At 53.8% G+C, this 15037-nt stretch carries 15 protein-coding genes; 7 read left to right on the top strand and 8 right to left on the bottom strand.

Features of this window, described 5'->3' with window-relative positions; all coding sequences use genetic code 11:
• Positions 1–30: 30 nt before the first annotated feature.
• The 4 genes from FD744_RS21505 to pabB form a co-directional block, all read right to left on the bottom strand.
• Entirely contained in the window at positions 31–1593 is a 1563-nt protein-coding gene (locus tag FD744_RS21505) for an EAL domain-containing protein (protein WP_097116880.1), read from the bottom strand.
• 219 nt (positions 1594–1812) lie between these two features.
• Complete coding sequence (locus tag FD744_RS21500) at positions 1813–3177, bottom strand: L-serine ammonia-lyase (protein WP_058962469.1); 1365 nt, start codon at positions 3175–3177, stop codon at positions 1813–1815.
• 191 nt (positions 3178–3368) lie between these two features.
• Positions 3369–3938: a CoA pyrophosphatase gene (locus FD744_RS21495; RefSeq protein WP_160869321.1), complete on the bottom strand. Its 570-nt coding sequence runs from the start codon at positions 3936–3938 to the stop codon at positions 3369–3371.
• The gene (gene pabB / locus FD744_RS21490; protein WP_160869319.1) at positions 3939–5297 is read right to left on the bottom strand and encodes an aminodeoxychorismate synthase component 1; all 1359 of its coding nucleotides are present in this window, start codon (positions 5295–5297) and stop codon (positions 3939–3941) included.
• A 110-nt stretch (positions 5298–5407) separates the two neighbouring features.
• On the opposite strand from pabB, the gene FD744_RS21485 reads away from it, so the two are divergent.
• The gene (locus FD744_RS21485) at positions 5408–5593 is read left to right on the top strand and encodes a YoaH family protein (RefSeq protein ID WP_034828730.1); all 186 of its coding nucleotides are present in this window, start codon (positions 5408–5410) and stop codon (positions 5591–5593) included.
• 12 nt (positions 5594–5605) lie between these two features.
• Here FD744_RS21485 and FD744_RS21480 read toward each other — a convergent pair whose 3' ends face one another.
• On the bottom strand, positions 5606–5950 hold the full coding sequence (locus tag FD744_RS21480) for a RidA family protein (RefSeq protein ID WP_034828732.1): 345 nt from the start codon (positions 5948–5950) through the stop codon (positions 5606–5608).
• A gap of 123 nt (positions 5951–6073) precedes the next feature.
• On the opposite strand from FD744_RS21480, the gene FD744_RS21475 reads away from it, so the two are divergent.
• From FD744_RS21475 to rnd, 5 genes are all read left to right on the top strand, one after another.
• Positions 6074–7984 carry an ATP-dependent DNA helicase gene (locus tag FD744_RS21475; RefSeq protein WP_160869317.1) on the top strand — a complete coding sequence of 637 codons (1911 nt, stop codon included), beginning with the start codon at positions 6074–6076 and terminating at the stop codon, positions 7982–7984.
• Between the two features lie 52 nt (positions 7985–8036).
• Positions 8037–8735, top strand: coding sequence for a tRNA (adenosine(37)-N6)-threonylcarbamoyltransferase complex dimerization subunit type 1 TsaB (tsaB, locus tag FD744_RS21470; protein ID WP_160869315.1), 699 nt, complete (start codon positions 8037–8039; stop codon positions 8733–8735).
• Between the two features lie 59 nt (positions 8736–8794).
• Entirely contained in the window at positions 8795–9391 is a 597-nt protein-coding gene (locus tag FD744_RS21465) for a Slp family lipoprotein (protein WP_034828738.1), read from the top strand.
• Between the two features lie 207 nt (positions 9392–9598).
• Positions 9599–11275, top strand: coding sequence for a long-chain-fatty-acid--CoA ligase FadD (fadD, locus tag FD744_RS21460; protein WP_160869333.1), 1677 nt, complete (start codon positions 9599–9601; stop codon positions 11273–11275).
• Between the two features lie 98 nt (positions 11276–11373).
• A complete protein-coding gene (gene rnd / locus FD744_RS21455; protein ID WP_038650065.1) occupies positions 11374–12495 on the top strand; it encodes a ribonuclease D in 1122 nt (373 codons plus the stop codon).
• A 54-nt stretch (positions 12496–12549) separates the two neighbouring features.
• Here rnd and minE read toward each other — a convergent pair whose 3' ends face one another.
• Genes minE through minC form a run of 3 tightly spaced genes read right to left on the bottom strand, consistent with a single transcriptional unit; the run spans position 12550 to position 14385 of the window.
• Positions 12550–12825 carry a cell division topological specificity factor MinE gene (gene minE / locus FD744_RS21450; RefSeq protein ID WP_034828741.1) on the bottom strand — a complete coding sequence of 92 codons (276 nt, stop codon included), beginning with the start codon at positions 12823–12825 and terminating at the stop codon, positions 12550–12552.
• Positions 12826–12828: 3 nt separating this feature from the next.
• Complete coding sequence (minD, locus tag FD744_RS21445) at positions 12829–13641, bottom strand: septum site-determining protein MinD (RefSeq protein WP_034828743.1); 813 nt, start codon at positions 13639–13641, stop codon at positions 12829–12831.
• Between the two features lie 33 nt (positions 13642–13674).
• Positions 13675–14385 (bottom strand): septum site-determining protein MinC, encoded by a 711-nt coding sequence (gene minC / locus FD744_RS21440; RefSeq protein WP_034828744.1) that lies wholly within the window; start codon positions 14383–14385, stop codon positions 13675–13677.
• Positions 14386–14538: 153 nt separating this feature from the next.
• Here minC and FD744_RS21435 point away from each other — a divergent pair, with 153 nt between their 5' ends.
• Positions 14539–14814, top strand: coding sequence for a YcgL domain-containing protein (locus FD744_RS21435; protein ID WP_160869313.1), 276 nt, complete (start codon positions 14539–14541; stop codon positions 14812–14814).
• The last annotated feature ends 223 nt before the right edge of the window (positions 14815–15037 follow it).

The raw sequence follows: 15037 nt of genomic DNA, 5'->3' as shown, positions 1-15037 counted from the left end.
CAGCATCAGACACAACAATACAACCCAACATCAGGCCCTAAGATGCGCCTGATGCTGCTCCAGCCACACAGGGAAATCTTCGATGGGCATTGGACGGGCGTAATAATAGCCCTGTAAATGATCCACGCCGCGCTCACGCAGATAGTGTGCCTGCTCCGCGGTTTCCACCCCCTCAGCCACTAACGCAATGTTCAAACGCTGCGCCAGCGAAATCACCATATCTGTCACCGTGGCGTTAATCGCGTCGGTACCGATGGCCGCAGTGAAAATCTTGTCAATTTTTAGCACGTCTGGCTTCAGGTCTTTCAGGTAGGCGAGGGAACTGTGTCCGGTACCGAAATCGTCAATCGCCAGGCGCACGCCGATCTCATGCAACTGCGACACCACGGATTGATCGATCACCGGCAGCGCATCGCGCTCGGTCAACTCGACCACCAGCTTCGGCAGCGGGTTAGCGGGCCACCAGATACTTTGCAGATCCTCGACAATCGCACGATCGCGGAAATGGCTGGCGGCAACGTTAATCGCAATATGGAAAGAAGAACATTGCGGCAGGTTAGGCAACTCATCCACCACTTTGGCTAACACAAAGCGCGTCAGTGGTGCTATCAGGTTCTGGCGCTCGGCTAGCGGGATAAACACATCCGGCGCAACCCAGCCTTGACGCGCATTGTGCCAGCGCAACAGCAACTCCATGCCATCGCACTCACCACTTTTGGCGTTAATCAGCGGCTGGCAATACACCATAAATTCATTCGCGGTAATGCCATAGCTGATTTGCCAGCTGAGGCTCATGCGGTTCGCGGTGGCTAACCAAACGATATAGCCCATCAGCAAACTCAGCAGCACCGCCAACGGTAGCTGTGAAGGAAGCGTATGCAACGCCAGACGCGCTGGAGAAGGGCCATACAAGGTAATGCTGTAGGGGTAACGCAGTGAAGCCTGATCAAAAGCCACTTCATCTTCCGATGGCACTGTCTCTTCAATCAGCGGATTGCCATATTCCAGACTCTGTCCGCCGACATTAAAAATAGCCCGTTCGACCCAGGGTAATTGCGGCTCCAGCAGATAATTTGTCATCAATTCCACATTGATAACCTGCAGCAGCCCATCGCGATTATCCAGCGATTTGGGTGTCCACAGCAGCAAGACCGGTGAGCCTTTCAGCAGATAATTATCGGTGGTCAGCATCATGCGCTGATTATTAATCGCCAACTCTGGATAGGTCTGGCTAAACGAAATATTGCGCGGGCCGTAAATACTGGAGCAGTAAATACTGTCGTCCTGCACCAGCAGGATGGTGCGCACGGTCTGTAATGACGAGATCTTTTCGATCAAGGGATAGCGAACTTGTGCGCAAGGTACGCCAACCAGCCCAAGCGTGTTGTTGGCGGAGACATCCAGCGGGGAGAACATACGGTCAAAGCGCTCAATGGCGCGACTGGCAAAATTGAGTGACTGCTGCTCAATACGCGATTTCTCTTCGATATATCGAAAAGTCAGCGTGAGAATCAGAACCAGCGCCGCGATCACCAACGCAATAAGCAAGCGCTTACGGCGAAATTGACCGACAAATTGCTGGGGAATGAGCATCAGTAACCACCTTGCAAAACAAAAATTGAAGCCAAATTAACGTGTAGGTTATCGGCATTGAGGCGGCCAGGTTTAGCGCACCGCAGAGAAAAAAAGCGGCACTAAAAAACAGCGCGGCCACTAAGGGCCGCGCGCAAATTAATGTATCTGGTTTACTCACTTGGAGGTAGCGTGAGATGCAGAAAAATATCTAATTGATTATTTTTTCAGCATGTCTGGTTAGTCACACTGAACTTTGATCGCCAGACCACCGCGTGAGGTTTCACGATACTTGGCATTCATGTCTTTACCAGTTTCGTACATAGTTTCGATCACCTTATCCAGTGAAACACGTGGTTCACTGGTACGGCGCAACGCCATGCGCGCAGCATTGATGGCTTTCACTGAGGCGATAGCATTACGTTCGATACACGGCACCTGCACCTGACCTGCCACCGGGTCACAGGTCAATCCCAGGTTATGTTCCATACCGATTTCAGCGGCGACACACACCTGCTCCGGGCTGGCGCCGAGCAACTCCGCCAGGCCAGCGGCAGCCATCGAACAGGCCACACCGACTTCGCCCTGACAGCCCACCTCAGCACCTGAAATCGAGGCGTTCATTTTATACAACACGCCAATGGCACCCGAAGCCAGGAAGTAACGGATGAAAATGTCCGGCGTCACGGTCTCAATAAAGTGATCATAATAGGCCAGCACCGCAGGCACGATACCGCAGGCGCCGTTGGTTGGCGCGGTCACCACACGTCCACCGGCGGCATTTTCTTCATTGACCGCCAGGGCAAACATGTTGACCCAATCAATCACGTTCATCGGGTCATTGGAGTGCTTGGAAGAAGAAACCAGTAAACGACGCAACGAGGCAGCGCGGCGCGGCACGCGCAGTGGACCCGGCAATACGCCTTCCGTATTTAAGCCGCGATCGATACAGGCCTGCATGGTTTGCCAGACGTTGCCGAAATAGGCATAAATGTCTTCACGGCTGTGCAGCGCCAGCTCATTCTTCATCACCAAACCGGAAAGGGACAATCCACTTTCATGGCAGTGGCTCAACAACTCTTTGGCAGAGTTGAACGCATACGGCACCGATACCTCATCCAGTACGGATTGGCCGAAATGCTCTTCATCAACGATAAATCCGCCGCCGATGGAGTAATAGGTCTTGGTCAGGATCAGCAGATCGCCGGCAAAGGCGAAAACCGTCATGCCGTTTTCATGCAACGACAGATTTTCACTGCGGAACACCATGCCGCCTTCTCGTGGGAAGTCGACTTCACGTGCACCGTTCGCCAGCAGCAGGCGCTCGCGCTGCTCGACGTCTTTAATAAAAGCGGGAATGCTATCAATATCCACGGTGGCGGGTTCAAAGCCGGCCAGCCCCATAATGATGGCGATATCGGTATGGTGACCTTTACCTGTAAGCGACAGCGAGCCATAAACGTCAACGGCAATGCGCGTCACGTCTTGCAACTTGCCCTGTTCGGCCAGCAGATCAACAAACTGCTTGCCCGCTTTCATCGGACCTACGGTATGTGAACTGGATGGGCCAATGCCCACTTTGAACATGTCAAAAACACTAATCACCGGTGACACTCCTCACAAATCTTATTCTGTACGGCTGAGGCCGTTTATGCGGCTAATAGTAATCGTCCGCGTGACTCAACGAGCAGCTTTTCGCATGAAATAAACTAATTATAAGCCACAGAAATAGTTATCCCATTCTGCGGTTGTGAAGTGGATCGAGTTTATGGCGGAAGTAACATGCAGCGCGGAACTCAGGGAAGGGCGATTTGCTGACTTAATGCGCGAATAATCCCGGCGGTCATGCCCCAGATAAAATAATCCTCATACCACGATAACCACACCTGATGCTGACGATGACCACGGCGCAAGGTGAGTCCACTGTAGCGACTAAGACGCAGGGCTTCTGCCAGCGGCATCGCGAAGGTGCTTTCCACTTCGTCGGGATTAATATTGAGAGGCAGGTCCGCGGGAATAATGCCGACCACCGGCGTGACGGCAAAACCGGTGCTGCTGGTCACGGGCGGTAACACACCCACGACGCTAACCTGAGCGGGGTGAATGCCGACTTCTTCTTCGGCCTCACGCAGTGCGGTGTGGATCAGCGAATCATCCGTTGCATCCTGCATGCCGCCAGGGAACGCTACCTGGCCCGCGTGTTTCCGCAGGTGTGAAGAGCGACGCGTCAACAGTAATCCCGGTTCAGCACCCGCAATCACAGGCACCAACACGGCCGCTCGCCGGCCGCTGATCACGCTTTTGGATGCGCTCAGAGGAGGCTGCAGCACGAAGCGGTTCAGAAACTGGTCAAGCGTCAGGCTCATTTAAACCTCGCCGCTCAGGCTGGGCAAGATGCGATTGACCTTGTGGAAGGTCTCCTGATATTCCAGCTCCACATCGCTGTCCGCCACCAGGCCACCACCTGCCGCACAATAAAGATGCTGATTTTCAGCGATTAACGTGCGGATAGTGATGCTGGTATCCATGCGACCACACAGGCTGATGTAACCGATGCTGCCGCACCAGGCGTTGCGGCGCTGCGGTTCCAGTTCCTCAATAATTTCCATCGCGCGAATTTTTGGTGCACCGGTAATGGAGCCGCCGGGGAAACAGGCGCGCAGGAGATCGGTTGCGCCGAGATGTTGAGGCAGTCGCGCTCGTACTGTGCTGACCAGATGATGCACCGCCGGGAAAGGTTCCACCACAAACAGCTCAGGAACGCTGACGCTGCCGGGTTCAGCAACGCGACCAATGTCATTACGCAGCAAATCGACAATCATCAGGTTCTCGGCGCGATCTTTTTCCGCATGGCCCAGTTTCTCAGCCTGCAAGCGATCGGCTTCTGGATCGGCTAAGCGTGGCAAAGTGCCTTTAATCGGTCGGGTCTCAATCTCCTGCTGCTGCAATGAGAGAAAGCGTTCCGGTGACAGGCTAAGAATGACGCTCTTAGGCAAGCGGATAAATGCACTGAAGGGCGCGCGGTTGGCGCGGTTGAGTCGTAAAAAGGCCAGCCACTCGTCGCCGTGATAGCGAGCCTTAAAGCGTTGCGCCAGATTCACCTGATAGCAATCACCGGCCTGAATGTAATGTTGAACCTGTGCAAAATGCGCGGCATATTCATCAAAACTGAGGTTTGACTGCCAGTCGCTGGTTAGCGCAAAAGCTTTAGGCTGCGGAATCGCTTGTGCCTGCAACCACTGCCAGCGTTGCCCGGCATCGGTGAGTGAAATCAGGGTGAGTTTTTGCTGATGATGATCCGCGATCAAAGCCCAATCGTAGATGCCGACTGCCATATCCGGCGTTGTCAGATCCTGCTCAGCGCGCTGCGGTAAGATTTCAAAGCGGCGTCCCAGATCATAACCAAACAAACCCAGCGCGCCGCCCTGGAAAGGCAGATCAGCATCAAACAGTGGCGTCGCGCCCAGCATTTCGCACTGTTGCTGAACCAGGTGCAGTGGATCATCGGCGGAGAGGATCACCTTGCCATCACAGTCGATTTCCGTCATCTCGCCACGCGTGGTAAGCGTGGCACGGGGATCCGCCGTTAAAATGTCAAAACGATTATCGGCATGGTCGGCATGGCCAGAGGTGAGCAACATCGCCCAGGGACGATGAGCAAGCGCAGAAAAACGGTGCAACAGCGCATCCGGCGTATACTTCAGGTTAAGGGTTTTTACGATCATCGGGCTAATTAATCCAACAAGCAGGCGCGTAGCCTGGCACATTTTTTTGTCGCTGGCACCTGTTTGTTCCTCATGGAATAATGCGTCCCCTTTTGCACCAGGAGCAAATAATGTTTACAGGTCTTCCGGCTTTATCTCATGAACAGCAGCAGCAAGCTGTGGAACGTATCCAGGAATTGATGGCGGGTGGCATGGCGAGTGGTCAGGCGATTGCGCAAGTGGCACACGAGATCCGTCAGAGCTATCAGGGTGAATCGATTCGGGCGATGTTCGAAGACGACGAAGAAGACGAATAACGCCCGAAAGGGTTACAGTGCGGCGATGATTTTGATTTCCACTTTGTACTTCGGATTCATCAAGTCAGCTTGCACGGTGCAACGTACGGGCGCGTTATCAGGTGAAACCCACGCATCCCATGCACGGTTCATGGCCGGAAAGTCAGCTTTATCGACCAGGAAAATCGTGGCGTCAAGGATCTTACTTTTGTCTGATCCGACACGGGTCAGAATCGCGTCAATCACTGCCAGCGCGTTGGCGGTTTGCGCTTCGGCATCGTCATCCAGATTTTCTGGCACGCTGGTGTAATAGACGGTCTGGTTATGCACAACGGCTTCTGACATGCGGGGTGCGGGATCAATACGCGTAATGGTCATGGTGTTCTCCTGTAATTTCGCTGCGCTAGCCTGCCATATCCTGTAGGGCGCTGTCATCTGTTGTGGTCGCCTCAGGGGAATCCTGACATAATTACAGTGTTTTTGACCAATCGGTGAGGATGTGTGGCAGACGATTTTGCAGCTGATGGCGCGCTGGCGCAGGCTATTCCAGGTTTCAAACCGCGTGCCGCGCAGCGTGAAATGGCGCAAGCGGTCATGGAAGCGGTGAAGAAGGGCGGTGAGCTGGTGGTCGAAGCCGGCACCGGTACCGGTAAAACCTATGCCTATCTGGCACCCGCATTGCGTGCGAAAAAAAAGGTCATTATCTCGACCGGATCCAAAGCACTACAGGATCAGCTGTATAACCGCGATTTGCCCACCATTGCTCGTGCCCTGAAGTTCAGCGGTAAAACTGCCCTGCTGAAGGGACGTTCCAACTATTTATGCCTCGAACGTCTGGAACAGCAGAATCAGACCGGTGGCGATCTCACCGTGCAGGCGCTTGGGGATTTGATCAACGTGCGCAGCTGGTCAAATCAAACTTCGGATGGCGATGTCAGCAGCTGTTCCGGCGTCGCCGAAGACAGTCCGATCTGGCCGTTTGTCACCAGCACCAATGATAACTGCCTTGGCAGCGACTGCCCGCTCTACAAAGATTGCTTTGTGGTGAAAGCGCGTAAAAAAGCCATGGATGCCGATGTGGTGGTGGTGAACCATCATCTGTTCCTTGCCGATCTGGTGGTCAAAGAGGGCGGTTTTGGTGAACTGATCCCGGAAGCGGATGTGATGATCTTCGATGAAGCGCATCAGTTACCCGATATCGCCAGTCAGTACTTTGGTCAGCAACTTTCGAGCCGCCAACTGCAGGATCTCGCCAAAGACATCATTATTGCCTATCGCACTGAAGTGCGCGACGTGCAGCAGCTACAGAAATCAGCCGACCGTCTGGCACAGTGCGCGCAGGATTTCCGCTTAACACTGGGCGAGCCGGGTTTTCGCGGCAATCTGCGTGACCTGCTAAGCGATAACAACATCATGCGCATGTTGACCCTGCTGGATGATGCGCTGGAGCTTTGCTACGACGTCATCAAATTGTCGCTGGGGCGCTCGGCGTTGCTGGACGCGGCATTCGAGCGTGCCGCGCTGTATCGCACCCGTTTGAAACGCCTACGCGCCATTGATGAACCCGGTTTTAGCTACTGGTATGAGTGCACCAGCCGCCACTTTACGCTGGCGTTAACCCCGCTATCGGTAGCCGAACGTTTTCGTGAAGTGATGGATAACCGTAAAGCGGCGTGGGTATTCACCTCCGCCACGCTGGCGGTGAATGAGCAGATGAGCCACTTCTCCAGCCGATTGGGCGTCGACAAAGCCACCACCATGATTCTCGACAGTCCTTTCGATTACACCCAGCAGGCGCTGTTATGTGTGCCTCGCAATATGCCGGAACCCAATCAACCCGGCGGTGCCCGTAAGCTGGCACAGATGATGAAACCGCTGATCGATGCCAATAAAGGACGCTGCTTCTTCCTCTGTACTTCGCACAAGATGATGCGCGAACTGGCCGCCGAATTCCGCGCCTCGATGACTTTGCCGGTGTTGTTGCAAGGAGAAACCAGTAAAGGCCAGCTGCTGAAGCAGTTCCTTGAGGCCGGTAACGCCTTACTGGTAGCGACCAGCAGTTTCTGGGAAGGCGTTGATGTGCGTGGCGATGCGCTGTCATTGGTGATTATCGATAAGCTGCCGTTTACTTCGCCGGAAGATCCGTTGCTGAAGGCGCGCATGGAAGATTGCCGTTTACGCGGCGGCGATCCTTTTAATGATGTGCAACTACCGGATGCGGTGATCACCCTGAAGCAGGGCGTCGGCCGCTTGATTCGTGATACTGACGATCGTGGCGTGCTGGTGATTTGCGATCAGCGTCTGGTGTCGCGCCCGTACGGCGGGTTGTTCCTCAATAGCCTGCCACCCACGCCGCGTACCCGCGATTTACAGCGTGCCATCGCTTTCGTCCGCCAGCCAGAGAAGCACTAATTTGTGCCAGGCTGTGTTAAGATGCGCGCCATTTTGACTTTCAGAGGTTGTTATGTCCGCCCGAATTTTAGCTCTGGACACGGCGACAGAAGCCTGTTCTGCCGCGCTGCTCAATCAGCAGCAGATCGATGCCCGCTTTGAAATCGCCCCGCGCGATCACACCCAACGCATCTTACCGCTGGTACAAGAGCTGTTGCAGTTGCAGCAGCTGGATCTGACCGCGCTTGACGTGCTGGCGTTCGGCCGTGGACCGGGTAGTTTCACTGGCGTGCGCATTGGCATTGGTATTGCGCAAGGGCTGGCGCTGGGTGCGAACTTGCCGATGATCGGCGTCTCTTCTCTCGCGACTATGGCTCAGGGCGCATGGCGCTTAACCGGCGCTAACCGCGTGCTGGCTGCCATCGACGCGCGCATGGGCGAAGTTTACTGGGCCGAATATCAGCGTGATGCTAACGGTGAATGGCAAGGTGCGGACTCGGAAGCCGTATTGAAACCCGAAGATGTGCAGGCGCGCATTGCCCAGCTAAGCGGTGAGTGGGCAACGGTCGGCACCGGCTGGGCGGCTTATCCGCATCTGTTAAGCTCGACGGGCGCAACCTTAGTGACCACCGAAGTGACGCTGCCAGCAGCGGAGGATATGCTGCCGCTGGCATTGAGTGCCTGGCAGCGCGGTGAGTCGGTGGCGGTGGAGAATGCCGAGCCGGTTTACCTGCGTAATGAAGTGGCATGGAAAAAGTTGCCGGGCCGTTAAGCGCCACGCAACTATTCCGTAAGCGCCCAGTCTAACTGAGAAATAACAGGAGAAGTGCTATGCCAATAAGTCGTAAAGGGATGTCTGGCGCTCTGTTAGCCTGCGCGCTGTTGCTCAGCGGCTGCGTTTCGGTGCCAGATTCCATTAAAGGGAGTTCTCAACTTCCACAGCAAGATTTATTACGCGTGATGAATGCGCCGCAGCTGTATGTCGGTCAGGAGTCACGTTTTGGCGGTAAAGTGGTGAAAGTCACCAATCTGACGGGCGTGACGCGCCTGGAGATCGCCACCCAACCGCTGGATGACAGTGCGCGGCCGCGTTTAGGTTCCGCATCGGTTGGGCGTATTTTCGCCGACATTCGCGGTTTTGTTGATCCGGTGGATCTGAACAATCAGTACGTCACGGTACTGGGTAATATCAAAGGCACCGAAAAAGGTGAGATTGGTAAAGCCAGCTACAACTTTGTGGTGGTGGATGTGCGCGGCTATCAGCGCTGGCACCTGACTCAGCAGGTGATGACGCCACCGCAGCCTATCGATCCCTGGATTTGGTATGGGCCAACGCGTCGTCATCCGGGTTACTGGGGGCCTAATCCTTATTGGGGGATGAACATGAATACCGGTCCCGCGCAGGTGGAAACTATCCTGACCGAATAATTCATCTTCATTATTTGACGGCCCGGTCGCGGTGCTCGCGACCGGGCTTTTTTATTGGGCGCGCAACCGATGCGCGAAATTTAGTGATGCGCTTCGCAACCTGAAAATGCCGAAACAGGCAAACTGGTACAATCAGTTAAAATATTGTTAACAACACTGATTGCAGAGGCGGCGATGGCTACGCAACAAGAATATCGGGGTGATTCTTTGAATAAGGTTTGGCTTAAACGCTATCCGGCAGATGTTCCTGCGGAGATTAATGCGGACCGTTATACCTCTTTGGTCGAACTTTTCGAGCACGCAGCATTGCAGTATGCCGATCAAACGGCGTTTATTAATATGGGTCAGCCGATGACCTATCGTCAGCTGGATAAGCAAAGTCGCGACTTTGCGGCCTGGCTGCAACAAGGGTTGGGCCTGAAGCAGGGCGACCGCGTGGCGCTGATGATGCCAAACTTGCTGCAATATCCGGTGGCGCTGTTTGGCGTGCTGCGTGCGGGTATGGTGGTGGTCAACGTTAACCCGCTCTACACGCCGCGTGAGCTGAAACATCAGCTGAATGACAGCGGTGCCAGTGCGATTGTCATTGTGTCCAACTTTGCCCACACGCTGGAAAAAGTCGTCGCGGAAACGCCGATCAAGCACGTGATGCTGACGCGCATGGGTGACCAACTTGCCCCGGTCAAAGCCACGCTGGTCAATTTCGTGGTGAAGTATGTTAAGAAGCTGGTGCCGAAATACCATCTGCCAGGTGCGGTGCCATTCCGCAGCGCACTGCAGCAGGGCGCGCAGATGACTTACCAGCGTCCGACGCTGACTAACAGTGATCTGGCATTCCTGCAATACACCGGCGGCACCACCGGCGTCGCCAAGGGCGCGATGCTAACTCACGGTAACATGCAGGCAAACCTGGAGCAGACCAAAGCCACTTATGGCAAACTGCTGCGTGCGGGCAAAGAGCAGGTGGTCACGGCACTCCCGCTCTACCATATCTTTGCGTTAACGGTAAACGGCCTGCTGTTTCTCGATCTCGGCGGTACCAACCTGCTGATCACCAATCCGCGTGATATCCCCGGTTTTGTCAAAGAGCTAAGCAAATTCCCGTTCACCGCCATTACCGGCGTCAATACGCTGTTTAACGCGCTGCTCAACGACGAAAACTTTAATAAGCTCGATTTCTCCACGCTGCGTCTTTCTGCTGGCGGCGGCATGGCCGTGCAAAAGGCCGTGGCTGAGCGTTGGGAAAAACTCACCGGGCATTATCTGCTCGAAGGTTATGGTTTGACTGAATGTTCACCACTGGTATCGGTCAATCCGTATGACATCACTTGCCACACCGGCAGCATCGGTCTTCCTGTACCCTCCACGGATGTGCGTATCGTCGATGACGAAGATAACGATGTGTCGCCAGGCGAACCGGGCGAACTCTGTATTCGTGGTCCACAGGTGATGGTCGGTTACTGGCAGCGACCGGATGCCACCGAAGAAGTGTTGAAAAATGGCTGGCTGCACACCGGTGATGTTGTTACCGTTGATGGCGAAGGTTTTATTCGCATCGTCGATCGGAAGAAAGACATGATTCTGGTGTCAGGCTTTAACGTGTATCCTAACGAAATCGAAGATGTGCTGATGCAGCATCCGAAAGTGCGCGAAGCCGCCGCAATCGGTGTTCCCAGCGACCTTTCCGGCGAAGCGGTGAAAGTGTGCATCGTTAAAAAGGATCCGTCACTGACGAAAGAAGAAGTGCGGGATCATTGCCGCCGTCAGCTCACCGGCTACAAAGTGCCGAAGATTATCGAGTTTAGAGATGAGCTGCCGAAGACCAACGTGGGCAAAATTTTGCGCCGCGAATTGCGTGACGAGGCGAAGCGAGAAGGGCAGTAAGCTGCCTTTCTCTCCAGGTTAACGCCGGCTCAGTCCGGCGTTTTTATTGCTTTTAACATGGAGCGCTGCGCGAAGTGTGCCGCAGCGAGAATGAATACGTGAATTACACCCTGATCGACCAAAACAGCCAGCTGGCTGCCGTGTGCGAACAAGCGCGCCAGCATGATGCCGTTGCGCTGGATACTGAATTCGTGCGCACGCGCACTTACTATCCGCAGTTGGGTCTGATCCAGCTGTTCGATGGTGAACAACTGGTTCTGATCGATCCGCTCAACATCAGTGACTGGACGCCGTTCATCGCACTGCTGCAAGACAAACAGGTGACGAAATTCCTGCACGCCGGTGGCGAAGATCTTGAAGTTTTCTTGCATCGTTTTAAATGCCTGCCTGATCCGATGATCGATACCCAAATCCTGGCGGCCTTCGCTGGGCAGCCGCTGTCATGGGGCTTCGCTTCGATGGTTAATCACTTTAACCAAATCGAACTGGATAAGAGCGAATCCCGTACTGACTGGCTGGCGCGCCCGCTCACTGAGCGTCAATGCGACTATGCCGCAGCAGATGTCGCTTATCTTCTGCCGATTGCCCATCAGTTAGTTGAGCAGACGCAAGCCGCAGGCAACATGGCTGCCGCGCTGAGCGAATGCGATAATCTTTGCCAGCGTCGTCTTGACGTTTTACAGCCAGAGGATGCATGGCGCGACATCACCAACGCATGGCAGTTGCGACCGCGCCAGTTGGCAGCGCTGCAACGCCTGGCGGCATGGCGTTTGAACATCGCCCGTCAGAAAGACATGGCCGTGAATTTTGTGGTGCGTGAAGAGAATCTTTGGAAAGTGGCGCGCTTTATGCCGGGTAGCCTGGGGGAACTCGATCATCTGGGTCTGAACGGTCACGAGATTCGCTTCCACGGGAAAGCGATGGTGGCGCTGGTGGCGGAAGCGCAGGCACAGGATGAAGCGACCTTGCCACAACCGTTGCCCAATCTGATTGACCATCCGCATTACAAACAGGCATTTAAAGCAATCAAAGCGCTGGTGTTACAGGTAAGCGAAGAGACGGGTTTCAGTCAGGAGCTATTGGCTTCACGTCGCCAAATCAATCAGGTGTTAAGCGTATACTGGGGCTTGAAAAGCGGATGCCGTACACCAGAATTACTGACTGGCTGGCGTGGTGAATTGCTGCAAAAGCGAATCGACGAGATCCTGCAGGCGCTATAAGCGGAATGTTTTCCCCTGCGCACAACGCAGGGGAAAATCAGGAACCCGCTACAATCATTTAGGAACGTCTTCCGTCTCCGTCTCCGGCAGTGTGACGTTGAGTTCCAGGATGGAGATATCGTCCCCTTTCTGATCCAGCTGAACGGTCACCATATCCGGGTCAATTTTCACGTACTTACAGATCACTTCCAAAATATCGCGCTTCAGTTGCGGCAGATAATGGGGCTCACTGTCGCCCCTTCTGCGCTCGGCTACGATAATTTGCAGCCTTTCCTTGGCTATGTTGGCTGTGTTCTTCTTACGGGATAAAAAGAAATCTAATAATGCCATTGGTTATCCCCCGAACAGGCGTTTCAGGAAACCCTTCTTCTCTTCTTCAATAAAGCGGAAGGGGCGTTCTTCGCCAAGCAGGCGATCTACGGTATCAGCGTAAGCTTTACCGGCGTCAGAGTTAGCGTCGAGAATGACCGGCTCACCCTGGTTAGAAGCACGAAGTACTGACTGATCTTCCGGGATCACACCCACCAGTGGTATACGCAGAATCTCCAGCACGTCTTCCATGCTCAGCATGTCGCCACGCGTCACGCGGCCTGGATTGTAACGTGTCAGCAGCAGATGCTCTTTCACCGGGTCCTGGCTATTTTCAGCACGACGCGATTTAGAAGAGATAATGCCGAGGATGCGGTCGGAGTCACGCACGGAAGAGACTTCCGGGTTGGTGGTGATAATCGCTTCATCCGCAAAGTACAGTGCCATCAACGCACCGGTTTCGATCCCCGCAGGGGAATCGCATACGATGAAGTCGAACTCCATCGCGGCCAGGTCGTTTAATACTTTTTCCACGCCTTCGCGGGTCAGCGCATCTTTATCACGTGTTTGTGAAGCAGGCAGGATATAGAGTTGCTCCGTGCGCTTGTCACGAATCAGTGCCTGGTTCAAGGTTGCATCGCCCTGGATGACGTTGACGAAGTCATAAACCACACGGCGTTCACAGCCCATGATCAGGTCGAGGTTACGCAGACCGATATCAAAATCGATCACGACAGTTTTTTTGCCTTTCTGCGCTAGACCGGTTGCGATGGCCGCGCTTGACGTGGTCTTGCCAACGCCCCCTTTACCCGATGTAACTACAATGATGCGTGCCATAAATGTTGATTTCCTTAACGAAAGAAAAGGGGCCTAATAAAGTGTCTGAATGGTGAGCGCGCCCTCTTTAAGGCACAGGCGCGCGGCTTTACCAAAGAATTCCGCCGGAATCTGATCCATGATCCAGTATTCCCCGGCAATAGAGACCAACTCGGCTGCGAGGTTGGTACAAAAAATCTGGCTGTCACGTTCGCCACTGGCACCCGCCAGCGCACGACCGCGCATCATGCCGTAAATATGAATATTGCCGTCCGCCACCAGTTCGGCACCGGCGCTGACGCTGTTGGTGACGATAAGGTCGGCATTCCGTGCGTAAATTTGTTGGCCTGAGCGCACTGGCGTATTGATGATGCGGGTTTTGCTGGCGGTTTCAGCGACCGGCGCCAGAATAGGCGGGGCTTCTTCAACCACTGGCGCTTCCGCACGCTTGCGATTCTCTTTGCCTTCTGACAACACCGGCAAGCCTGCACGGGCAATCATCTTTTTCAGGGCTTCATCTTTACAACCGCTGACACCGACAATGCGTAAACCGGTGGCGATGACCGCCTGCTGCATCTGTTTCCAGTTGATGTCACCGTTCAGCGCTGACACGTTGAGCACCACCGGCGCATTCTGCAAAAACGCAGGTGCCTGGTCGATTTTGTCCTGCAGCGCCTGACGAATCACCTCGGGTTGTGAATGGTGCAGATGAACCACTGACAGGGTAAAACTGCTTCCCTTGAATTCGATTGGCGTTTGCGACATCTGTCCTGACTCAGTCCTGTTTTACGACCCTAAGATGTACGCCGATAAAATCGTCATTAACATCAAACGGTCAATATTCGAAGTTCTGCAAGCATGTTATAGTTACTGCTATATTCAGGCAAGTGACGCCACAGGTTAATTCGAGTAAAAAATATGTTTTGTGTGATCTATAGAAGCCCGCAACGTGAACAAACTTATCTTTATGTTGAAAAAAAAGACGATTTTTCGCGCGTTCCGGAAGAACTGCTGCGTGGCTTTGGTAAACCCCAGCTAGCAATGGTGCTATCACTGGACAAACGCGACAAACTGGCTAATGCAGATATCAATAAAGTTAAGCAAGGTTTGAGCGATCAAGGCTATTATTTACAGATCCCACCACCGGTTGAAAGTCTGCTCAACATTCATCTTGATAAGAGTAAAAAAGTTTAATTCGGATTCATCTGTAAATATTCCCTGTAGAAATCCTCAGTGTTATTTGCATTAATTATTCGCCCGCTTTAAAGCATTATTGCGGGCAATAATTCCAGGTTGTGATCCTGTTTGTTGCGTATGATTAACGACTTTTGACAATTTCCGCCACGTCTGCTGCCATAAAACCGCTAATATAATCCTCCTCAGCTTGCCGCGTTCCGGCACTGAACCTGACCTATCC

This window comes from Pantoea sp. Taur (genome assembly GCF_009830025.1).
GTDB classification, from domain to species: Bacteria; Pseudomonadota; Gammaproteobacteria; order Enterobacterales; family Enterobacteriaceae; genus Pantoea; species Pantoea communis.
The sequence above is the reverse complement of the archived record's forward strand: the minus strand, read 5'-3'. Positions and strand labels throughout refer to the sequence as shown.